General features: G+C 71.7%; 23 protein-coding genes. 8 read left to right on the top strand and 15 right to left on the bottom strand.

The genetic code is table 11. The features are described 5' to 3' along the window. Window positions 1-56: 56 nt before the first annotated feature. The 6 genes from QQZ13_RS11510 to QQZ13_RS11485 all read right to left on the bottom strand — a co-directional run bounded on the left by QQZ13_RS11510 (window position 57) and on the right by QQZ13_RS11485 (window position 5,569). Window positions 57-551 carry a GNAT family N-acetyltransferase gene (locus QQZ13_RS11510; protein WP_284529317.1) on the bottom strand — a complete coding sequence of 165 codons (495 nt, stop codon included), beginning with the start codon at window positions 549-551 and terminating at the stop codon, window positions 57-59. A gap of 56 nt (window positions 552-607) precedes the next feature. Then, on the bottom strand, window positions 608-2,284 hold the full coding sequence (locus QQZ13_RS11505) for a ribonuclease J (RefSeq protein ID WP_284529315.1): 1,677 nt from the start codon (window positions 2,282-2,284) through the stop codon (window positions 608-610). Between the two features lie 86 nt (window positions 2,285-2,370). After that, a complete protein-coding gene (dapA, locus tag QQZ13_RS11500) occupies window positions 2,371-3,348 on the bottom strand; it encodes a 4-hydroxy-tetrahydrodipicolinate synthase (RefSeq protein ID WP_284529313.1) in 978 nt (325 codons plus the stop codon). Between the two features lie 59 nt (window positions 3,349-3,407). Further along, complete coding sequence (locus QQZ13_RS11495; RefSeq protein WP_284529312.1) at window positions 3,408-4,166, bottom strand: SDR family oxidoreductase; 759 nt, start codon at window positions 4,164-4,166, stop codon at window positions 3,408-3,410. 39 nt (window positions 4,167-4,205) lie between these two features. After that, the gene (locus QQZ13_RS11490) at window positions 4,206-4,691 is read right to left on the bottom strand and encodes a dihydrofolate reductase (RefSeq protein WP_284529593.1); all 486 of its coding nucleotides are present in this window, start codon (window positions 4,689-4,691) and stop codon (window positions 4,206-4,208) included. Between the two features lie 53 nt (window positions 4,692-4,744). Then, the gene (locus QQZ13_RS11485) at window positions 4,745-5,569 is read right to left on the bottom strand and encodes a thymidylate synthase (RefSeq protein ID WP_284529310.1); all 825 of its coding nucleotides are present in this window, start codon (window positions 5,567-5,569) and stop codon (window positions 4,745-4,747) included. A gap of 100 nt (window positions 5,570-5,669) precedes the next feature. Here QQZ13_RS11485 and QQZ13_RS11480 point away from each other — a divergent pair, with 100 nt between their 5' ends. The 3 genes from QQZ13_RS11480 (at window position 5,670) to QQZ13_RS11470 (ending at window position 7,516) form a co-directional block, all read left to right on the top strand. Beyond that, window positions 5,670-6,107 carry a thioredoxin family protein gene (locus tag QQZ13_RS11480; protein ID WP_284529308.1) on the top strand — a complete coding sequence of 146 codons (438 nt, stop codon included), beginning with the start codon at window positions 5,670-5,672 and terminating at the stop codon, window positions 6,105-6,107. A 79-nt stretch (window positions 6,108-6,186) separates the two neighbouring features. Next, window positions 6,187-6,612 carry an OsmC family peroxiredoxin gene (locus QQZ13_RS11475; RefSeq protein WP_284529307.1) on the top strand — a complete coding sequence of 142 codons (426 nt, stop codon included), beginning with the start codon at window positions 6,187-6,189 and terminating at the stop codon, window positions 6,610-6,612. Beyond that, complete coding sequence (locus tag QQZ13_RS11470) at window positions 6,605-7,516, top strand: TIGR01777 family oxidoreductase (RefSeq protein ID WP_284529302.1); 912 nt, start codon at window positions 6,605-6,607, stop codon at window positions 7,514-7,516. Before QQZ13_RS11475 ends, QQZ13_RS11470 begins: the two co-directional genes overlap by 8 nt. Before the next feature lie 7 nt (window positions 7,517-7,523). Here the strand turns inward: QQZ13_RS11470 and QQZ13_RS11465 are convergent, their stop codons facing one another. Further along, window positions 7,524-7,967, bottom strand: a complete 444-nt coding sequence (locus tag QQZ13_RS11465) for a hypothetical protein (protein WP_284529299.1) — start codon at window positions 7,965-7,967, stop codon at window positions 7,524-7,526. Then, window positions 7,964-8,779, bottom strand: a complete 816-nt coding sequence (dapB, locus tag QQZ13_RS11460) for a 4-hydroxy-tetrahydrodipicolinate reductase (protein ID WP_284529298.1) — start codon at window positions 8,777-8,779, stop codon at window positions 7,964-7,966. The genes QQZ13_RS11465 and dapB overlap by 4 nt, the downstream gene beginning before the upstream one ends. Before the next feature lie 68 nt (window positions 8,780-8,847). Here dapB and QQZ13_RS11455 point away from each other — a divergent pair, with 68 nt between their 5' ends. Then, window positions 8,848-9,321 carry a GNAT family N-acetyltransferase gene (locus QQZ13_RS11455; protein ID WP_284529293.1) on the top strand — a complete coding sequence of 158 codons (474 nt, stop codon included), beginning with the start codon at window positions 8,848-8,850 and terminating at the stop codon, window positions 9,319-9,321. Window positions 9,322-9,437: 116 nt separating this feature from the next. Here the strand turns inward: QQZ13_RS11455 and QQZ13_RS11450 are convergent, their stop codons facing one another. From QQZ13_RS11450 to QQZ13_RS11435, 4 genes are all read right to left on the bottom strand, one after another. Further along, a complete protein-coding gene (locus QQZ13_RS11450; protein ID WP_284529291.1) occupies window positions 9,438-10,289 on the bottom strand; it encodes an aminoglycoside phosphotransferase family protein in 852 nt (283 codons plus the stop codon). A gap of 4 nt (window positions 10,290-10,293) precedes the next feature. Then, window positions 10,294-10,893, bottom strand: coding sequence for a histidine phosphatase family protein (locus tag QQZ13_RS11445; RefSeq protein WP_284529290.1), 600 nt, complete (start codon window positions 10,891-10,893; stop codon window positions 10,294-10,296). Between the two features lie 59 nt (window positions 10,894-10,952). Further along, a complete protein-coding gene (locus tag QQZ13_RS11440) occupies window positions 10,953-12,008 on the bottom strand; it encodes an aldo/keto reductase (protein WP_284529592.1) in 1,056 nt (351 codons plus the stop codon). A gap of 277 nt (window positions 12,009-12,285) precedes the next feature. Further along, window positions 12,286-14,568 (bottom strand): polyribonucleotide nucleotidyltransferase, encoded by a 2,283-nt coding sequence (locus QQZ13_RS11435; protein ID WP_284529288.1) that lies wholly within the window; start codon window positions 14,566-14,568, stop codon window positions 12,286-12,288. A 291-nt stretch (window positions 14,569-14,859) separates the two neighbouring features. Between QQZ13_RS11435 and QQZ13_RS11430 the strand changes: the two genes are divergently transcribed. Then, on the top strand, window positions 14,860-15,039 hold the full coding sequence (locus QQZ13_RS11430; RefSeq protein WP_284529287.1) for a DUF5302 domain-containing protein: 180 nt from the start codon (window positions 14,860-14,862) through the stop codon (window positions 15,037-15,039). Between the two features lie 73 nt (window positions 15,040-15,112). Here the strand turns inward: QQZ13_RS11430 and QQZ13_RS11425 are convergent, their stop codons facing one another. Then, window positions 15,113-16,516: a cation:dicarboxylate symporter family transporter gene (locus QQZ13_RS11425; protein ID WP_284529286.1), complete on the bottom strand. Its 1,404-nt coding sequence runs from the start codon at window positions 16,514-16,516 to the stop codon at window positions 15,113-15,115. A 152-nt stretch (window positions 16,517-16,668) separates the two neighbouring features. Between QQZ13_RS11425 and QQZ13_RS11420 the strand changes: the two genes are divergently transcribed. From QQZ13_RS11420 to QQZ13_RS11410, 3 genes are read left to right on the top strand one after another with little or no spacing between them, the layout of a single operon-like run. After that, the gene (locus QQZ13_RS11420; protein ID WP_284529284.1) at window positions 16,669-17,934 is read left to right on the top strand and encodes an ATP-binding protein; all 1,266 of its coding nucleotides are present in this window, start codon (window positions 16,669-16,671) and stop codon (window positions 17,932-17,934) included. Continuing rightward, window positions 17,931-18,605, top strand: a complete 675-nt coding sequence (locus QQZ13_RS11415) for a response regulator (RefSeq protein WP_284529283.1) — start codon at window positions 17,931-17,933, stop codon at window positions 18,603-18,605. The genes QQZ13_RS11420 and QQZ13_RS11415 overlap by 4 nt, the downstream gene beginning before the upstream one ends. 19 nt (window positions 18,606-18,624) lie before the next feature. After that, the gene (locus QQZ13_RS11410) at window positions 18,625-19,353 is read left to right on the top strand and encodes a gamma-glutamyl-gamma-aminobutyrate hydrolase family protein (RefSeq protein ID WP_284529282.1); all 729 of its coding nucleotides are present in this window, start codon (window positions 18,625-18,627) and stop codon (window positions 19,351-19,353) included. 12 nt (window positions 19,354-19,365) lie between these two features. On the opposite strand, the gene QQZ13_RS11405 is transcribed toward QQZ13_RS11410, so the two are convergent. Continuing rightward, window positions 19,366-20,010, bottom strand: coding sequence for an FMN reductase (locus tag QQZ13_RS11405; RefSeq protein WP_284529281.1), 645 nt, complete (start codon window positions 20,008-20,010; stop codon window positions 19,366-19,368). After that, window positions 20,007-21,203, bottom strand: coding sequence for an LLM class flavin-dependent oxidoreductase (locus QQZ13_RS11400; protein ID WP_284529591.1), 1,197 nt, complete (start codon window positions 21,201-21,203; stop codon window positions 20,007-20,009). The genes QQZ13_RS11405 and QQZ13_RS11400 overlap by 4 nt, the downstream gene beginning before the upstream one ends. Window positions 21,204-21,224 lie beyond the last annotated feature (21 nt).

The raw sequence follows: 21,224 nt of genomic DNA, 5'->3' as shown, positions 1-21,224 counted from the left end.
GCAGCGGCGACGTTCCCCCGTAGCGACGCGACCGTTGGGCCGGACGCGCACCGCGGTCAGCGCAGGCGCTTCACCATGGTGTCGCGCCCGACGCCGGCGGCGGTGACGGCGAAGCCCTCGCTGCGGTAGAGCGTGCGGGCGAAGTTGCCGCGCTCGACGGACAGGCTCAACCGGCCGAATCCCTCGGCGCGGGCGTGCTCGCACAGCCGCTGCAGCAGGGCGCGGCCCACACCGTGGGCCCGCCAGATCGGGCGGACGCCGATGATCAGCTCGGGCACCCCCGTCCCGACGTAGCCGAAGCCGGGATCGGTGCGCGGCAGCATCCGGTACCAGGCTGCTCCGATCGGAGCGTCCTGTGCGTCCACGGCTACGAAACCGGCATCGCCGGGGCGCATCCAGCCCGCGACGTAGCGGCTGTGCTCGGGGTACGAGAGGACCTCGTGGCGCGGACGGGCGCCTTCGGGACGCCAATTGGCGGCCTCGACGACCATGTCCGCCAGGAACGCGCCGTCGGCCTGGGTGGCAGGACGCAGGCGGAAGGCGACGGGCATGTCGCCGATTGTAGAAGGGCGGCGGCCCCGCTCGCGCGCGAACGGGGCCGGGGTGCTCACGCCTCGATGACGAGCGGCACGATCATGGGACGACGGCGCAGCGCCTGGTTCACCCAGCGGCCGATCGTCCGCCGCACGATCTGCGACAGCGCGTGCGTGTCGCGGACGCCCGATTGGGCGGCCTCGGTGAGCGCGGCCGCGATCTTCGGCTTCACCGACTCGAAGACCGCGTCGTCCTCGGCGAACCCACGAGCGTGGATCTCGGGACCCGTGATGATGCGGCCGGTCGCGGCGTCGACGACGACGATCACCGAGATGAAGCCCTCTTCGCCGAGGATGCGGCGGTCCTTGAGGTCGGCGTCGGTGATCTCGCCGACGGTGGATCCGTCGACGTACACGAATCCGAGGTCGAGCTGGCCGGCGACGCGGGCCACGCCGCCCTTCAGGTCGACGACCGTGCCGTTCTCGCCGAGGATGGTGTTCTCGGTCGGGACCCCCGAGTCCTGGGCCAGCTTGGCGTTGGCCATGAGGTGGCGGTACTCGCCGTGGATCGGCAGGACGTTGCGGGGCTTCAGGATGTTGTAGCAGTACAGCAGCTCGCCGGCCGCGGCGTGGCCGGAGACGTGGACCTTCGCGTTGCCCTTGTGCACCACGTTCGCGCCCAGCTTGGTGAGGCCGTCGATGACGCGGTAGACCGCGTTCTCGTTGCCGGGGATGAGGCTCGAGGCGAGGATGACGGTGTCGCCGGGCCCGGGCTCGATCGCGTGGTCCAGGTTCGCCATGCGCGACAGCACGGCCATCGGCTCGCCCTGCGATCCGGTCGACATGTAGACGATCCGGTCGTCGGGGAGGTCCTTGGCCTTCTTGTAGTCGATCAGCACCCCCTCGGGCACCTGCAGGTAGCCGAGGTCCTCGGCGATCGTCATGTTGCGGACCATGCTGCGCCCGAGGAACGCCAGACGGCGCCCGTGCGCGTGAGCGGCGTCGATGACCTGCTGGACGCGGTGGACGTGACTCGAGAAGCTCGCCACGATGACCCGACGCGGCGCCTTGGCGATGACCTGGTCGAGCACCGGCCCGATGGAGCGCTCGAGCGGCGTGAATCCCGGCACGTCGGCGTTCGTGGAGTCGACCATGAACAGGTCGACGCCCTCCTCGCCGAGGCGCGCGAACGCGCGCAGGTCGGTGATGCGCCCGTCCAGGGGCAGCTGGTCCATCTTGAAGTCGCCGGTGGCGAGCACCATGCCGGCGGGAGTGCGGATGGCGACGGCCAGTGCATCGGGGATCGAGTGGTTCACCGCGACGAACTCGAGGTCGAACGGACCGACCTGCTCGCGCTGCCCCTCGGTGACCGTCATCGTGTACGGCTTGATCCGGTGCTCCTTGAGCTTGGCCTCGATCAGCGCCAGGGTGAGCCCGGACCCGAGCAGCGGGATGTCGTTCTTCAGGCGGAGCAGGTACGGCACCGCGCCGATGTGGTCCTCGTGGCCGTGGGTGAGCACGACTCCGACGACGTCGTCCAGGCGTCCCTTGATGGGCTCGAAGTCCGGGAGGATGAGGTCGACGCCGGGCTGGTGCTCCTCGGGGAAGAGCACGCCGCAGTCGACGATGAGGAGCTTTCCCTCGTACTCGAACACGGTCATGTTGCGGCCGACCTCGCCGAGGCCGCCGAGCGGTGTGACGCGCAGGGTGCCGGGCTCGAGTGCGGGCGGTTCGGACAGGATGGTGGGCATGACACGCCTTTCGCGGGTGCCGTCTCGGCATCCGCTGTCGGTGAGGGATGCCGTGGGGCATCCGCTGTTCGGTTGTGGGGCTGGCCTCAGCGCGTGGTGCCGTGCACCTTGGGCAGCGCGCCGCCGGCGGCGGCGTTGCGATCGGGGCGGAAGTTCGAGAAGTCCGCACCCTCGACCTCGGTGACCAGAGCGAGCTCGTCCTCGATGACCGCTGCCTCCCACTCCTCCGGACCCACCAGCGGCAGGCGCACGCGGGGACTGGAGATGCGGCCGAGTCCGTGCAGGATGTACTTCGCGCTGACGGTGCCGGGGACATGGGTCATCACGGCGCGCACGAGCGGCTCGAGCTTGCGATGCGCGGCGGTGGCGGTGGCGAGGTCGCCGCTGTTGACGGCGTCGACGATCGTCCGGTAGGGCGCGGGGGCGATGTTCGCCGTCACGCCGATCAGACCGGTCGCGCCGATCGCGAGGTGCGGCAGCACGTTGGCGTCGTCGCCCGAGAAGTACAGGAGGTCGGTCTGGTTCAGCACCCGGCTGACCTCGCTGAAGTCGCCCTTGGCGTCCTTGATGGCGAGGATGTTCGGATGCTTGGCGAGGCGGAGGATCGTCTCGTACTTGATGGGCACGCCGGTGCGCCCGGGGATGTCGTAGAGGATCACCGGAAGATCGGTGGCGTCGGCGACCAGGCGGAAGTGGGTGAGGATGCCCGCCTGCGTCGGCTTGTTGTAGTACGGCGTGACGATCATGATGCCGTCGGCGCCGGCCTTCTCGCTGGCCCGGTAGAGCTCGATGGCGTGCGCCGTCTCATTCGAGCCGCCGCCGGTGATGATCTTGGCGCGACCGGACGACACGGACTTGCCGACCTCGACGAGCTTCAGCTTCTCGGCGTCCGTCAGCGTGCTGGTCTCGCCGGTCGTGCCGGTGACGACGATGCCGTCGGCGCCCGCGGTGATGACGTCGTCGATGTGCTTCTCGACCGCGGGCCAGTCCACCTCGCCGTCGGCGGTCATCGGCGTGACCAGCGCGACGAGCACCTGTCCGAAGGGATTGCCCGTGTGCGTCATGCGATCCAGGCTATCGGTTCGCCCGGACCGCCGCCGCGCGCGCTCCTCTTCGAGGCGCGTCAGCGGCCGGTGCGCGCCAGGCGGGCGGCGAGGCCGGCGGGGACCAGGCGCACCACCCCGACGAGCACCTTGTACCGCACCGACGGGATCGACACCGCCCTGCCGCGTGCGGCGTCGCGCAGCCCCTCCCGGACGACGTCGGGCGCCTGGAGCCACATCCAGCGCGGCACGCCCTCCTGCCCCGGCGGCAGGCCCAGCCGCTCATGGAAGTTCGTGTGGGTGAAGCCCGGGCACACGGCGGTGACCGACACCGGCGCGTAGGCGGCGTTCGCCCACCGGCTGAACGAGACGACCCACGCCTTCACCGCGCCGTAGGTCCCGCGCGGGAGGAAGGCGGCGACCGATGCGACGTTGACGATACGCCCGCCGCCGCGCGCCGTCATCGCCCGGAGTGCGGCGTGGGACAGCCGCATCGTGGCGCGGACGTGGAGATCGAGGTGACGCTCCTCGTCGGCGATGTCGTTGCGGACGAAGTCGAGGTCGAGGCCGAATCCCGCGTTGTTGACGAGGACGCCCACCGGGCGCGAGGGGTCCGACAGCCGGGCCTCGACCTCGGCGAGTCCCTCGACGCTCGTGAGGTCTGCGGCGATCACCTCGCAGGACACCCCGTGCTCTTCGCCGAGCTCCGCGGCCACCCGGTCGAGCGCGGCACGATCGCGCGCCACCAGCACGAGGTCGGCGCCGGACGCCGCGAGCTGACGGGCGAACTCGGTCCCGAGACCGGAGCTCGCCCCCGTGATGAGTGCCGTCTTCGCCATGGCGGTCAGCCTACGCGGCACCGCGCCCGGTCCCCGGCGTCAGCGGGCGTGGGTGACGAACCGGTAGCGGACGCCGGAGCGCGACTGCTGCCACTCCCCCTGCGCGACGACCGGCCACCCGCTGCGGGAGGGCGCCCGGGTGTCGCCGTCGACCTCGAGGTCGAGCTCGGTCACCTCCAGCACGTCGGCGCGGCCGATCGCTGCGCGGTACAGCTCGCCCCCGCCGATCACCCAGACGGTGGGCGCACCCTCGACGAGCGTCCACGCGGCGTCGAGGCCGGCCGCGCGCTCGGCGCCGTCGGCCGCCCAGTCGGGCGTGCGCGTGACGACGATGTTCCGCCGGCCCGGCAGCGGCCGGAAGCGCTCCGGGAACGACTCCCAGGTGCGGCGACCCATGATGACCGGCGCCCCCATCGTGACGTCGCGGAAGTGCGCGAGATCCTCGGGCACGTGCCACGGCATGCCCCCGTCCGCGCCGATGACCCCGCCCCGGGCCTCGGCCCAGATCATCCCGACACGAGGGATCCTTCCGGCGCGCGGTGCGCCGCCCTGGCCCGCATCGTCGTCGGCGGAGCCGGTCATACCGCGACGGCCCCGCGGATCGCCGGGTGGTGCTGGTAGTCCTCGACGATGAAGTCCTCGTACGTGTAGTCGAAGATCGACGCGGGCTTCCGGGCGAATCGCAGCGTCGGGTACGGGTACGGATCACGGCTCAGCTGCTCGCGCACCTGCTCGACGTGGTTGTCGTAGATGTGGCAGTCGCCGCCGGTCCAGACGAAGTCGCCCGGCTCCAGCCCGGTCTGCTGCGCGATCATGAGCGTCAGCAGGGCGTAGGAGGCGATGTTGAACGGCACCCCCAGGAACATGTCTGCGCTGCGCTGGTACAGCTGGCACGAGAGACGTCCGTCGGCCACGTAGAACTGGAACAGCGCGTGGCAGGGCGCCAGCGCCATGTCGGGGATGTCGCCGGGGTTCCACGCCGACACGATGAGTCGGCGCGAGTCGGGGTTCGTGCGGATCTGCTCGACGACCTGGGCGATCTGGTCGATGGAGCCGCCGTCGGGCGTGGGCCACGAACGCCACTGTACGCCGTACACGGGACCCAGCTCGCCCTCGGCGTCCGCCCACTCGTCCCAGATCGACACGCCGGCGTCCTGCAGCCACTTCACGTTGGACTCGCCGCGGAGGAACCACAGCAGCTCGTACGCCACCGACTTGAAGTGCACGCGCTTGGTCGTGATCAGCGGGAAGCCCTGCGACAGATCGAAGCGGATCTGACGGCCGAACACGCTCGTCGTCCCGGTGCCCGTGCGGTCGTCCTTATGGACGCCCTCGGCCAGAACGGCGCGCAGGAGATCCTCGTACGGGGTGGGAACGGAAGCCGCGTCGGTCACGCCTGCCACCCTACCGGCGCCCAGGGACACCGGGCTCTGTTACACGCGCGTCGTCATACCCGGCGCCGAGCGGACCGGGGCCCGCGCAGGCCCACTACGATGGGGCGTTGTGAATCTCGTCGGAGCCCTGCTGATCCTCACCGCCCTCCTGGCGGCGACGATCGCGCTCGGCGTGTACCTGCGCTGGCAGCAGAACCGCCCGCGACGCGAGAACCCCTCCGAGATCGTCGACCCGACCCGCTTCGGCGCCCCCGCCCGCGGGGAGGTCGCGACCCTGCTGCAGTTCAGCACCGAGATGTGCTCGCGCTGCCCGGGCGTGCACCGCACTCTCGGCGCCATCGCGGGCGAGCGTCCGGGGGTCGTGCACGTGGACGTGGACCTCACCCACCGCCCGGACATCGCGCAGCACTTCCGTATCCTGCAGACTCCGACGACGTTCATCCTCGACCGGGACGGGATCGTCCAGAGCCGCTTCGGCGGCGCCCCGAGCCGCCACGTCGTCGAGCTCGAGCTCGCGCGGGTGACGGCCGAGCCCGTTCCCGCCTGAACGGTTCCCTCCGGCACACGCCCGGTCTACGCTCGGGAGCAGGCGCACCCCGGCGCCGGCGAGCCACAGGAGGACACCGATGAGCGTCACGAGCGAAGCGACCACGAGCTGGAAGGGCAGCCTGTTCGAGGGCTCCGGTCAGATCGCACTCGAGAGCTCCAACCAGGGACCGTTCGCGGTCGACTGGAAGGCGCGCAGCGAAGGGTCGACGTCGGTCACGACGCCCGAGGAGCTGATCGCGGCGGCGCACTCCTCCTGCTTCAGCATGGCCCTCTCGCACGCCCTCACGGAGAACGGGACGCCGCCGCAGAGCGTGGAGACGACCGCCTCGGTCACCTTCATCCCCGGCACCGGGATCACCGGGTCGCACCTGAACGTCAGCGCCGTCGTCCCCGGGCTGTCGGCCGAGGACTTCGCGCGGATCGCCGACGAGGCCAAGGCGGGATGCCCGGTCTCGGCCGCGCTCGCGGGCATCGAGATCACGCTCGAGGCCACGCTTGGCTGATGGGGCGTCCGACGGCCGCGTCGTGGTGTCCGGCGCGTCGGGGCTGATCGGCCGCACCCTGGTCGCGTCGCTCCGCGCAGACGGAGTCCCGGTGACGACGCTGGTGCGACGTCCCGCCGAGCGCCCCGACGAGGTCGCGTGGGACCCGGCGACGCGCCGGCTGGATCCGTCGGTGCTGGCTGGCGCGCGCGCCGTCGTGAGCCTCAACGGCGCCAGCATCGGCCGCTTCCCCTGGACCAAGCGCTACAAGCACGAGCTGCTGTGGTCGCGCATCCAGCCCACGCAGACGATCGCGGCGGCGGTCCGCGCCCTGGGCGCCGGGGCACCGCACTTCGTGTCGGCGTCGGCGGTGGGCTACTACCCGTCCGCGCCCGGTGCCGTGCTGACCGAGGACGCACCGCGCGGCGACACCTTCCTGGCCGACCTGTGCGGCGAATGGGAGTCGGCCGCCCGCTCCGCCGGCGACGAGGCGCGCGTGGCACTCCTGCGGACCGCTCCGATCGTGCATCCCGAGGGCGTGCTGAAGCCGCTCCTGCTGCTGACGCGGCTCGGAGTCTCGGGACCGATCGGCTCGGGACGACAGGTGTGGCCGTGGATCTCGCTCGACGACGAGATCCGCGCGATCCGTCACGTCATCGACGCAGGGCTCGACGGCCCCGTGAACCTCACGGGTCCCCAGCGCGCCACAGCCAACGATCTCGGCTTCGCGCTGGCGCGGCGGATGAACAGGCCGTACGTGCTGCGGGCGCCGGTGTGGGCCATCAGGACCCTGCTCGGCGCGGATGCGACGGAGGCGCTGCTCACGAGCGACATGAACGTCGTGCCCGAGCGGCTGACGTCGTCGGGATTCACCTTCACCCACGACACCGTCGAGAAGGCCGTCGCCGCCGTCGTCCCGGCATGACCGCGCGTCAGGGCGCGCGACGCTCCAGGGCGATCGCCGTGCGCACGGCGTGCCGGGCCCGTCGCCGATCCCCGGCTCCGTCGTAGACCAGCCCCAGGCGGAACCACGCCCGCCAGTCGTCGGGGTGCGCCTCGACGTCGGCCCGATAGGCGGGGAAGAGCGCATCGGCCTGGGCGCGTTCCGGCCGGCCGCTCTGACGGACGTCGATCTCCTCGGCGGGCAGTCCGCCCTCGGCCTCGAGCCTGCGGGCGAGGGCCTGTGCGCGCATGCCGAAGCGCAGCTCGCGCCAGAGCCCCCACGCCCCGAGCACGGGAAGCAGCACGAGGGCTGCGCCCATCGCGACGGCGACCGGCTCTGCGGAGGTCAGGAGGAGGTACGCGCGCTGCGCGACGAGCACGATGTAGAGCGCGAGGGCGGCCGCCATGAGGGCGACCCCGACACGCGTGCTCATGCCCCGGTGGCGCGGGCGACCTGCCCCGGCACGCTGCCTTCCGCCACGGGCGCGGCGCCCCGCAGTCGCGGCGAGCGGAATCCGATGTCGATGAAGCTGTCGAGCCCGACGACGACCCCGCGCGCGTCCCGGGCGGCGTCGAGCGCCACCCGGATCCCGGGCGCGTACGCTGCCGCCGGGTCGACGGTGTCGTGGACGATGGTCAGCGATTCGCCCGCGCCCGACAGGATGGTCTCCTGACGCGCGATCACACCGGGCCGGCGCAGCGAGTGCACGGGCACGCTCGCCACCTGCTGCCCCCGGGCGCGCTGGTCGACATGGGGCGACTCCACCGGCCCCGTCTCGACGCGGGCCGCGGCGATGAGCTCGGCCGTGCGGACCGCCGTCCCGCTCGGGGAGTCGATCTTGGTCTCGCGGTGGGCCTCGATGATCTCGATCGAGGGGAAGAACGGTGCGGCCGCCGCAGCGAGCGCCGACCCGATCACGGAGCCGAGCGAGAAGTTCGGGATGAACACCACCCCGGTGCCCGCGGCGTCCACCAGGGGGCGCACGAGCGCGATCCGCTCCGACGACCAGCCCGACGTCCCCACCAGCACGTTGATCCCGCGCTCGATGGCGGTCCGGACCACGTCGATCGACACGGCGGGGACGGAGGCGTCGACGACGAGGTCGGCGCCCTCCATGTCGGCCAGGTCGCTGGAGGATCCCAGGACGGCGACCACCTCGAAGTCGTCGCTCGCGTCGATCACGTCGCGGATGATCCCGCCGAGCTTGCCGGTGCCGCCCACGAGGGCGACGCGAGTCGTCGTCATGCGTCCAGCCTAGACGGGCGGTGCGCCGCCGACCGGGAGGGCGCGGCGGCGGGGGTAGCCTCGTTCGCATGGTGTCTCTGCAGCCGCTGCCCGTCGATCACCCCCGCTCCCGCGCACTGCTCACCGACTACTTCGCCATGCGCGGGGAGTCGTTCCCGCAGGGACAGACGTACCGGCCGGTGTTCCCCGAGGCCGCGGTGTTCACGCCGCCGGCGGGCATCTTCCTCGTCGCGGTCGACGAGGGCGCCGACGTCGGCTGCGGCGGGATCCGGCGCATCGCCGACGGGCCGGACGGCACCCGCTACGAGGTCAAGCACCTGTTCCTGCGGCCCGAGACCCGTGGTCGCGGCTGGGGCCGCGTGCTGCTCGAGGCACTCGAGGATCGTGCGCGCGAATGGGACGCCGCGGACATCGTGCTCGACACCCATCACACCCTCGCGTCTGCCGGCGCGCTGTACTCGCGCAGCGGCTACCTCCCGATCGAGCCGTACAACGACAACCCGAACGCGACGGTGTGGTTGCGGAAGTCGCTGTCGGCCTGACCCGCGCCCCCGCAGACCAGCGACGCGCCCGATGGGCTGACGGTCGTCGTCGGCTCCGGCCGGCTGTGGCGACAAGAAGTGCCGTCTCATCGCGCGGGCCCTGCCAGGCCTCCGGGCTACTCGCCGAGCAGCTGCGCGATCGCGTGCGCGGACAGAGCCCGCAGCCACGCGTCGTCGGCGTCCCGCAGCAGCGTCGCGAAAGCCACGGCCCAGGCGCCTGCGCGGGCCCACATCGCGTCGTCATAGCCGTCGCCGAGGTCCGCGCGCAGTCGCACTCGCCCCGCGGGACCGAACGCCGTCCATGCCACGGCCAGGTCGCACGCGGGGTCGCCGGCGCACATGTCGCCGAAGTCGATCACGGCCTCCAGCCGCCCACCCCGGGCGATGAGGTTGCCGGGATGGACGTCGCCGTGCACCCAGACGTCGGGCCGCGACCACTCGGGCGCCGCCAGACCGGCGTCCCACAGAGCCGCGAGCCCCCGCGAGCCCGCCAGGCGCCCGCGGACGACGCCGTCGCGTTCGCGCAGCGGAACGCCCCGCACGGGGTTGCGCGGAGCGTCGGGCGGAGCCACGACGTGGAGTGCCCGCAACGCGGCGGCGACCTCCCCCGCGAGCGCGTCGCGCTCGGCCAGCGGGAGATCGGCCACACGCACCCCGTCGAACCACGGCACGATGCTCCAGCGCCACGGGTAGTCGTCGTCGGGCACGCCCACGGCGACCGGCACCGGCACGCGGACAGGCAGCGCCGGAGCCAGGATCGGGAGCCACCGCTGCTCGTTCTCCACGAGATGAGCGGCCGCCTCGCGCCGCGGCAGCCGGACAGCCAGATCGTCGCCGAGGCGGAAGACCTCGTTGTCCCAGCCGGAGGCGACGGCGCGCAGCTCGCCACGGAGCGCCGGATGCTGCGAAGCGAGGAGACGGTCGACGTCGGCGGCCGTCAGGGACACCTCGGCGGGCGGCTGCGGCATCCGCTCAGATCCGCGGGGTCTCGGGCAGGCCCGTGCGCAGCTCCATCGGCAGGTGGGCGAGATCGTTGTGCGACACGAGCGTCCACGGCCGGCCGGGGCGCTGGGCGAGCACGGTGAGGCCGCAATGGGCCTGGTTGAGCGTCAGCCAGCGCCACGCGGGTGCGTCGAGCACCTCCCGGACGAACCACGCGATGACGAAGTTGTGGGTGATGAGGAGCTCGTGCGCGTCGGACTTGCGGGCCAGGAACTCCCCCACCGCATCGGACATCTGCGCCGCTCCCGCGTCGGTCTCGGCCTCGCTGATCCCGCCGAAGAAGGCCTCGTAGACGGCGGGCGTGTCCGGCGTCATCCCCGTCGGGACGCAGTCGAACAGCAGGGACGAGGGCTCGGGGGCGACCGAGGGCAGCCGCTGCGCGACGGCGCGGGCGGTCTCGGCGGCGCGCTCGAGCGGCGAGTGCCAGACCGCCGACAGCGGGACGCCCGAAAGGCGGTCGGCGAGCAGCTCGGCCTGGCGGCGACCGCGCGGCGACAGCGGACCGTCCTCGAGGCCGTGCTCGGCGTCGAGGTGCTCGCCATGGCGCACGAGATAGAGATAGTGCGTCACGTCAGTCTCGATTCGAACGGATGTCGGGGGTCATCCCACCCTACGTCAGGTGCCGCCGGTCACTCCGAGGCGCGAGCGATCTCCGCAAGGTGGGTGCGGCTCAGACGCACACCGACCCCCTGCATGATCTCCTCCACATGGGACGGCGCGAACGCATTGACGATCGGGGCGACCACGATGCGCTGGGCGAGGAGCCACGCGATCGCCACGGCCGCCGTGGGAACGGCGAGCTCCGCGCCGATCCGATCGAGCGCGCGGAGCGTGCGGGTGCCGCGACGGTTCATCGACGCCGCCAGCTGCACCCCGCGGACCGTCGAGCCCACGCGATCGCGCGAGCGGTGCGCGCCGGTGAGGAAGCCGTGCTCGAGCGCCTGCGAGGCGGTCACCGCGATGTTCTGCGCACCGGCGACCAGACGGAGGTCGCCCTCGAAGTCGTGACGGCGGAGGATGTTGTACGGCGCGTCGAGCACCGTCAGGCGCGGGTACCCCGCCGACGACATGATCCGCGCCTCCACGAGCTGCGCCGCCGTGTGCCCGTAGCCGCCGAGAGCCCGGATCTTGCCCGCGTCGACCAGCCACTCCGCGGTGGCGAGGGTGTCTTCCAGCGCGGTCTTCGTGTCGGAGGTCGCGTCGAGGTAGAGGAGGTCGATCCGGTCGGTCTGGAGGCGGGTGAGAGAGGCCTCGACCGCCCGGATGAGGTTGACCGGCCCGAGGCCGGGGTGATCCGCGTTGGTGCCGACGCGGACGCCGACCACGAGCTGGTCGCGGGTCGCGCGGGCGCGCATCCATTGGCCGATGATGTACTCGCTGCGTCCGGCGCTGTATCCGTCGGAGGTGTGGAGCGCGTTGCCGCCCCGCTCCGCGTACGCGTCGAGGATGGCGTGGGCGGCGCCGGAATCGACGTGCCACCCGAACTCGCCGCCGCCGAGGACGAGGGGGAACACCCGGAGACCGCTCTCGCCGAGGGGCACGCGGAGGGCGTCGCCGACGGCGGGGCCCTGGACCGGGATCGGCGCGGAGGGATGGGCCGGCGCGTCGAGCGAGGTCATCGTCGCACCCTCGGACGAGGCGTCATGCGGCGTGGAGGACGTGGATCCCGCTCCGAAGAAGCCCATCTGCGCGCACCTCCTCACGATGTCGTGGAGATCCGTGGCGCCCACGCATCCCCCGATGCGTCACCTCCGAGAGTAGGCCAGCCCTGCGACACCGCAGCGCTTTGCGGCCAACGCGCGGTAAACATTGCATAACGCTTTGATCGCGGTGGCTCCCCGGCCGAGGCCGCCGCAATCTTTCGGCGGTCCATCAGCGATTTCGTGCGGGATCCGAACGAAAACGACGGATGCCCGCCGCGTCCCCGAGGGGAGGCGACGGGCATCCGTGGACCGTGGGCGATCAGCCCTCGGCGGGCGCGTCTCCCGGGCCCTCGCTGGCAGCAGCGGAGCTCTCCTGGTCGGCGGCCTCTTCGAGCACCGGCTCGAGCGACAGCTTGCCACGGTCGTCGATCTTCGTGATGCGCACGAGCAGCTTCTGCCCGACGCCCAGCACGTCCTCGACGTTCTCGACGCGCTTGCCGCCGGCGAGCTTGCGGACCTCGCTGACGTGCAGCAGGCCGTCCTTGCCGGGAAGGAGCGAGACGAACGCACCGAACGTGGCGATCTTCACGACCGTTCCGAGGAACTGCTCGCCGACCTCCGGGTTGGTGGGGTTGGCGATCGCGTTGACCTGGGCGCGGGCGGCCTCGGCCGACGGGCCGTCGGTCGCGCCGATGTAGACGGTGCCGTCCTCCTCGATGGAGATCTGCGCGCCGGTCTCGTCCTGGATCGCGTTGATCGTCTTGCCCTTGGGTCCGATGAGCTCGCCGATCTTGTCGACGGGGATCTGGACGCTGATCACGCGCGGCGCGGTCGGAGCCATCTCGTCCGGGCCGTCGATGGCGGCGTTCAGGACGTTCAGGATCGTGAGGCGCGCCTCCTTGGCCTGCGTCAGCGCGGCCGAGAGCACCGACGACGGGATGCCGTCGAGCTTCGTGTCGAGCTGGATCGCGGTGACGAACTCGCTCGTGCCGGCGACCTTGAAGTCCATGTCGCCGAGCGCGTCCTCGGCGCCCAGGATGTCGGTGAGCGCCGCGTAGCGGGTCTGGCCGTCGACCTGGTCGGAGACGAGGCCCATCGCGATGCCGGCGACGGGAGCGCGCAGCGGCACACCCGCGTTCAGGAGCGAGAGGGTCGAGGCGCACACCGAGCCCATCGACGTCGAGCCGTTGGAGCCGAGGGCCTCGGACACCTGGCGGATCGCGTACGGGAACTCCTCGCGGCTGGGCAGCACCGGCACGAGCGCGCGCTCGGCCAGGAAGCCGTGCCCGATCTCGCGACGCTTGGGGCTGCCGACGCGACCGGTCTCACCGGTCGAGTACGGAGGGAAGTTGTAGTGGTGCATGTAGCGCTTGCTCGTGACGGGCGACAGCGAATCGATCTGCTGCTCCATCTTGAGCATGTTCAGCGTGGTGACGCCCAGGATCTGGGTCTCGCCGCGCTGGAAGATCGCCGAGCCGTGGACGCGCGGGATGACCTGCACCTCGGCGTCGAGCGGACGGATGTCGGCCAGGCCGCGACCGTCGATGCGCACGCCCTCGCTGAGGATGCGGCCGCGGACGATCGTCTTCGTGACCGACTTGTACGCGGCACCGAACTCGAGCGTCGCGACGGCGGGCAGCTCGCCCGCCTCGACGGCGGCGAGCAGCTCGGCCTTGACGGCGTCCTTGATCGCGTCGTCGGCGTTCTGGCGCTCCTGCTTGTCGGCGATCTGGTAGACCGGCACGAGCTGGTCGTAGGCGCGGCCGGCGACGAAGTCGTAGACCTCCTGGCTGTACGCGGGGAAGACCGGGTACGGCTGGATCTCCTTGGCGGCGGTGTTCGCGACCACGTTCTGCGCGGCGACGAGCTCCTTGATGAAGGGCTTGGAGGCCTCGAGGCCCTGGGCCACGATCTCCTCGCTGGGCTTGACGGCGCCGGCCTTGATGAGGTTCCAGCTGTGCTCGGTGGCCTCGGCCTCGACCATCATGATCGCGACGTCGCCGTCGGGCAGGACGCGGCCGGCGACGATGAGGTCGAACACGGCCTCCTCGAGCTGGGTGACGGTCGGGAAGGCGACCCACTGGTCGGCGTGCTCGCCGTGACCCGGGATGAGCGCGAGGCGCACACCGGCGATCGGGCCGGAGAAGGGCAGACCGGAGATCTGGGTCGACAGCGAGGCCGCGTTGATGGCGAGCGCATCGTAGAACTCGCCCGGGGCGATCGACAGCACGGTCACGACGATCTGCACCTCGTTGCGGAGGCCGTCGACGAACGACGGGCGCAGCGGGCGGTCGATGAGACGGCAGACGAGGATGGCCTCGGTGGAGGGGCGTCCCTCACGACGGAAGAACGAGCCGGGGATCTTGCCGGCGGCGTACGAGCGCTCCTCGACGTCGACGGTCAGCGGGAAGAAGTCGAACCCTTCGCGGGGGTGCTTGCCGGCGCTGGTGGCCGACAGGAGCATCGTCTCTTCGTCGAGGTAGGCCGCGACAGCGCCCTGCGCCTGCTGCGCGAGGCGTCCGGTCTCGAACCGGATGGTGCGGGTGCCGAAGCGTCCGTTGTCGAGGACGGCTTCGGCGGCGGTGATTTCAGGACCTTCCAAGAGGTCTCTCCTTCTTTGTTTAGACTCGCACGCGCGTCTCGCGCACGAGGTCGATCGAAGGAGCAGGAACAGGCAGATCTCGACGCGCGACGCGGTCGCGGGACTCGTCAGCACTGGCCACCAGTCGAAAGCCACCGTTCGAGACGGGGACCCACCACAGGGGACCAGCTTCCTGCCGGCCTGCTCCAGGTTCTCAACCTGCGTTGAGAGCTCAGTGTGAAGTTGAGCGGATGCCGCAAGGCAACCTTCGCAAGCCTACCAGTCGCCCTCTGGCCTGCGTATCGTGGGGGCATGAGCAGTGATGACACCGCCCCCGGGGCGTCCGAGGACCTGAAGCGCAAGTTCAAGGAGGCGCTCGACAAGAAGAACGCACAGCACCGCGAAGGCGAGGCCCACCTGGACGGCGACTCCGCCGTCCACGGCACGCACGGTGCGATCACCAAGCGGGAGTTCCGCCGCAAGAGCGGCTGACTCGCGGCATCGACACGACGACGGCCCGGCGCTCGAGGAGCACCGGGCCGTCGTCGTGTCCATCCGGGGTACGTCAGCGGGTCGTCAGCGCCTCCGTCGGAGCGGGGCGCTCTGCGGCGCCGGCGTCGTGCTCGCCGTGACCGCCCTCGCCGTGGTCGCCCGACAGCGTGGACTCGTCGAACGGCAGCCGCCCGGCCAGCACCTCGCGGGCGCGGTCCCTGTCGATCTCGCGGGTCCACGTGCCGATGAGGAGCGTGGCCACCGCGTTGCCGGTGAAGTTCGTGAGCGCTCGTCCTTCGGACATGAAGCGGTCGATGCCGACGATGACGCCCACACCGTCCACCAGGTCGGGGCGGTAGGCCTGCAGACCGCCGGCGAGCGTGGCGAGCCCGGCGCCGGTCACGCCCGCGGCGCCCTTGCTCGCGATGATCATGAAGACCAGGAGACCGATCTGCTCCGGGATCGACATCGGCGCCCCCATGCCCGCGGCGATGAACAGCGACGCCATCGTCAGGTAGATCGCCGTGCCGTCGAGGTTGAAGGAGTACCCGGTGGGGACGGTGATGCCCACCACCGGCTTGGAGACGCCGACGTGCTCCATCTTGGCGATGAGGCGCGGCAGCGCCGACTCGCTGGAGGAGGTGCCCACGATCAGCAGGTACTCGCGGCCGAGGTACTTCATGAGCCGGAAGATGTTGATCTTCGAGACCGCCCACAGCAGCGTGCCCAGCACGCCGACGATGAAGAGGATGCAGGTGATGTAGAAGGCGATCATGAGGACGCCGAGGCTGACGATCGCGGCGGCCCCCGTCTTGCCGACCACGGCGGCGATCGCGCCGAAGGCGCCCACCGGAGCCAGCCAGAGGATCATGCCGAGGATGCGGAACACCAGCGTCTGCAGCTGCTTCACCGCGAACATGATCGGCTCGCCCTTGGAGCCCAGGCCCTGCAGGGCGAATCCCACCAGGAGCGCGATGAACAGCACCTGCAGCACGCTCTCGCCCGTGAAGGCGGAGAAGAACGTCGTCGGGATGATGCCGAGCAGGAACTCCGTCGTCGTCTTGGGCTCGCCGAGGTCCTTCGTGTCGTAGGTGGCGGACTGCATGTTCAGCCCTTCACCCGGGTGGATGAGGTTGCCGACCACCAGGCCGATCGCGAGGGCGAAGGTCGACATGAGCATGAAGTAGCCGAGGGCGAGGCCGCCGATCTTGCCGACGGTGGCCGCCTTCGCGATCGAGCCGACGCCGACCACGATCGTGCAGAAGATGATCGGCGCGATCATCATCTTGATGAGGCCGACGAATGCCTTGCCGAGGGGCTCGAGACTCACCCCGACCTCCGGCCAGACGAGCCCGATGGTCGCGCCGAGGACGACGGCGATGATGACCGACACGTAGAGCCAGGTGTGCCTGTCCCATGATCTGCCCGGCCGCCGGATGAAGTCGGGGATGCGGATCGATGTCGTGGAGAGGGCCATGTCTTCCTCCTGGGTGAACGGTCGTTGTTCGAGGCCGCCGACGTCGGCGGGATGCATCCAGGGTGTGCCGCGTTCCGGCCCGGGTCGATTTGTGGTCGTATTGGTCGCGGGCAGGCCCCGGCGGGCGATCGCCGGCGGAGACGGAGGGTGCGATGGCGCGAGGGATCGGGCGCAGTGCGGCGTCGCAGGTGTTCATCGCCCTGTCGATCGCCGTCGTCGTGACCGCCCTGCTGACGTCGGGCCTGCTCCTGTTCGAGGGCCAGCGCAGCGCGCGCGCCGAAGCGGAGCGGGTCACGCACGCGGTCGCCCAGACCCTCGCCGACTCCCCCGAGGTGCGCGCGGCGCTGGCCGCCGACGGCGCCCGGGCGACCCCGGTGCTGCAGCCGATCGCGACCGCCGTCATCGACGACGCCCCGGTGGACTTCGTGACGATCATGGATGCCGACGGCACCCGCGCCACCCACCCCGACCCCCGGCAGATCGGCCGCACCTACCTGGGCACCATCCCCGCCGCGCCTGTGCCGCTGACCGAGGAGTTCACCGGCACGCTCGGCCCGTCGCTGCGGACGATCGCCCCCGTCGAGCAGGACGGCCGGCTCGTCGGCTGGGTGTCGGTCGGGGTGACGGTGGAGACGGTGTCGGCGGCGATCGTGCCGCGTCTGCTCGCCGCCCTCGGCATCGGCGCCGCCCTCGTGATCGCCGGCGTCGCCGGGGCGCTCCTGGCGCGGCGGTTCACCCGCCGCCTCGCCGGCGACCTCCCCGCCGGAGAGATCCGCGACACCCTCGCCGCGGCGGAGTCGATGCGCACGCTGGGTGAAGCGCTGCGCGCCCAGACCCACGAGCACGGCAACCGCCTGCACGCGGCGGTCGCCCTGCTCGAGCTCGGTCGCACCGAGGAGGCGATCGACCTGCTGAGCGCCTCGGCCCAGCGCAGCCAGTCGCTCGTGGACCAGGTGACCGCCCGCTCCGAGGGCGATCCCACGGTGGCGGCGCTGCTGCTCGGCAAGACCGCGCAGGCGGCCGAGCGCGGCGTGGAGCTCACCGTCGACCTCGACCCCGGCGCCCCCCAGTCGCTGCTCCCGCCCATCGACCAGGTGGCACTGGTGGGCAACCTCCTCGACAACGCCGTGGACGCCGCCGCCGCGGGCGACGCGCCGCGGTGGGTGCGGGTGCGGCTCGCGCGCACGGCCGAGGCGGAGCTGGTGCTGGAAATCTCCGACAGCGGGCCGGGCATCCCCGCCCATCTGCGCTCGCGCGTGTTCGAGCGGGGCTTCTCCACCAAGCCGGCCGGTGCCGAGGGCCGCGGCGTGGGCCTGGCACTGGCACGGGCGCTGGTCGACGACATCGGCGGGTCGATCGTGATCGCCGCCCATCCGCCGACCACCTTCCGGGTCGTGCTCCCCACGGAGGCCTCATGATCCGCGTGCTGCTCGTCGACGACGACGCCCTCACCCTCGAGCTCCACCGCGGCTTCATCGCACGGCTGGAGGGCTTCGAGGTCGCCGGCGAGTGCACCGGGGCCCGCGCGGCGGTGGAGGCCGTGCTCTCGCGTCCCGACATCGACCTCGTCCTGCTGGACATGACGATGCCCGACGGCAGCGGGCTGGACGTGCTCCGACACGTCCGCGCGCGGGGAAGCGCGGTCGACGTGATCGCCGTGACGGGTGTGCGGGATGCCGAGGCGGTCCGCCAGACCGTGGGACTCGGCGTCGTGCAGTATCTCGTGAAGCCGGTGACCTATGCGGTGTTCGCGGACCGTCTCGCGCAGTACCGCGACTACCACCGCCGCACGCGGGAGTCGTCGGGCCCCTCGACGCAGGAGGAGATCGACGCGCTGCTGGCGGCGTCACGGGCGACCGGGACCATCCGTCTGCCGAAGGGCCTGGCGGCCGACACGCTCGAGCGGGTCACCGCCGCTGTCCGCGCCGACGGGGCGCTCTCAGCGCGCGAGGCGGCGGAGAAGCTGGGGATGTCGCGGGTCGCCGCGCGGCGGTACCTGGAGCATCTCGCGTCCGCCGGCCGCGTGGAGCGGGCGTCGCGCTACGGCGGTCAGGGCCGACCCGAGACGGAGTACCGCTGGCACCGGTGACGTGCCCGACAATGGACGGATGAGCCTGCCCCGTATCGCCATGCCCGCCCGCCTCTCGGACCCCGAGGGGGCGGACGCCCGCGTGGGGCTGGCCAACGCCATCTTCGACGACGTCGCCGAGCTCGTGCGCTCCGAGGACCTCGACGTCGTCGTCGTCCGCACGGCAGACCTGGCCGGCTTCGACGGGCTCGTCCTCCCCGGCGGCGGGGACGTCGATCCGGCCCGCTACGGGGGCGACACCGGGGCGGCCGTCTACGACGTGAACCCCGCGCAGGACCAGCTCGATCTCGACATCCTCGCCGCGGCGCTCGCCCGCGGCATCCCGGTGCTCGGCGTCTGCCGGGGACTCCAGGTGATCAACGTCGCCCTCGGGGGCACGCTCGTGGAGGATCTGCCCGCCTCATCGGTCCTCCACACCCCCGCGTCGGACGGCGACGGCGGGCTGGCCTGGACCTGGCACGACGTGACGGTGGCCGAGGGCTCGCACCTGCACGCGGCCACCGGCGCGACCACCATCCCGGTCGCGTCGGGACACCATCAGGCCATCGGCCGGCTCGGCAGCGACCTGGTGGCCACCGCCGTCGCCGACGACGGCGTGATCGAGGCGGTCGAGCACACCGGCGCCCCCGTCCTGGCGGTGCAGTGGCACCCCGAGGCCGAGGGCACGCCGGTGGCGCTGGCGGCCGCTCCGTTCGCGGCGTTCGCGGACCTGGTCCACGCCCGGATGGCGTCGCCGGCGGTCGGCTGACCGTCCTGCGGGCTACTCCCCCGCCAGGCCGCCCAGCAGGTGGCCGAACGAGCGCCCCTCACCGAGGTAGCTGTCCGGATCGAACGGATCGGACGCGGTCGCCGCCTCCCGCCGCGCGATGGCCTCGGCGAGCTCGCGTGCGCCGCGCTCGACGCGGGCGCTCAGCGGCGCGACCTCGTCGGCCGCCGCACCCCAGTCGCTCGACGCGGCGAACACGCCGGTGGAGACGGGCTCCGCGTGGAGATAGGTGAACAGCGGGCGGATCGCGTAGTCGATCGCCAGCGAGTGGCGGGCCGTGCCGGCGTTTGCGCCGATCAGGACCGGCGTGCCGGTGAGCGCGTCGGGGTCGAGCACGTCGATGAACGACTTGAACAGCCCCGAGTAGCTCGTCGAGAAGATCGGCGTCACCGCGATCACGGCATCGGCCGAGACGACGGAGTTGATGGCCGACTCCAGCGCGGGCGGCGCGAATCCGGTGAGGAGGTTGTTCGCGATGTCGTGCGCGTGATCGCGCAGCTCGATGGTGTCCACCGACGCCTCGATCCCGCGGGCCGACAGCTCGGCGACCGTGGCCGCCGCCAGCCGGTCGGCCAGCATCCGCGTCGAGGAGGGGTTGGAGAGACCTGCCGAGATGACGGAGATGCGCCGCGCGGTCATCGTCCCGCTCCCACACCGAATGCCGCACCCGCGGGGGCCGGCGTGTCCTGGTAGGGCGAGGGGCCGCTGAGGTTGTCGCCGCGGTTGGCCCGCGGGCGGGCTTCGCGAGCCGGGCCGTCGCCGTAGGCCGCGCGGACCAGCGACGCGTGCGTCGGGGCGTCGGGGACGTTCGCCGGGCGGTCGGCCGCGAACTCCTTGCGGAGCGCGGGGACGACCTCGCCCCCGAGGAAGTCGAGCTGCTCGAGCACCGTCTTCAGCGGCAGTCCCGCGTGGTCGACGAGGAAGAGCTGACGCTGGTAGTCGCCGAACAGCTCGCGCATGCCGGCGTAACGGTCGATGACCTGCTGCGGCGATCCGACCGTCAGCGGCGTCATCTCGGAGAAGTCCTCGAGCGTGGGGCCGTGACCGTAGACGGGGGCGTTGTCGAAGTACGGACGGAACTGCGCGACGGCGTCCTGCGAGTTCTTCGCCATGAACGCCTGACCGCCCAGACCGACGATCGCCGTCTCGGGGGCGCCGTGACCGTAGTGCTCCCAGCGCTGGCGGTACAGCGCGATGAGGCGCTGATAGTGCTCCGCAGGCCAGAAGATGTTGTTCGCGAAGAAGCCGTCGCCGTAGTAGGCGGCCTGCTCGGCGATCTCGGGGGTGCGGATCGAGCCGTGCCAGACGAACGGCGCGACGCCGTCCAGGGGCCGCGGCGTGGAGGTGAAGCCCTGGAGCGAGGTGCGGAACTTGCCCTCCCAGTCGACGACGTCCTCGCGCCACAGCTTGTGCAGCAGGGCGTAGTTCTCGATCGACAGCGGGAGGCCCTGGCGGATGTCCTTGCCGAACCACGGGTAGACCGGGCCCGTGTTGCCGCGTCCGAGCATGAGGTCCATGCGCCCGCCCGACAGGTGCTGCAGCATGGCGTAGTCCTCGGCGATCTTCACCGGGTCGTTGGTCGTGATGAGGGTCGTGGCGGTCGACAGCACCAGGCGCTCGGTCTGCGCGGCGATGTAGGCGAGGGTCGTGGTGGGCGAGCTCGACCAGAACGGCGGGTTGTGGTGCTCGCCGAGCGCGAAGACGTCGAGTCCGACCTCTTCGGCGTGCTTCGCGATCTCGACCGTCGCGCGGATGCGCTCGGCCTCGCTCGGGGTGTGCCCGGTGGTGGGATCCTGAGTGATGTCGCTGACGGTGAAGATGCCGAACTGCATGCCCGGCCAGGTGGTGGTGGT

Source organism: Microbacterium sp. T2.11-28, assembly GCF_950097975.1.
Classification (GTDB): domain Bacteria; phylum Actinomycetota; class Actinomycetes; order Actinomycetales; family Microbacteriaceae; genus Microbacterium.
Note: the sequence above shows the minus strand (reverse complement) of the source record. Positions and strands in the feature narration are given on the sequence as shown.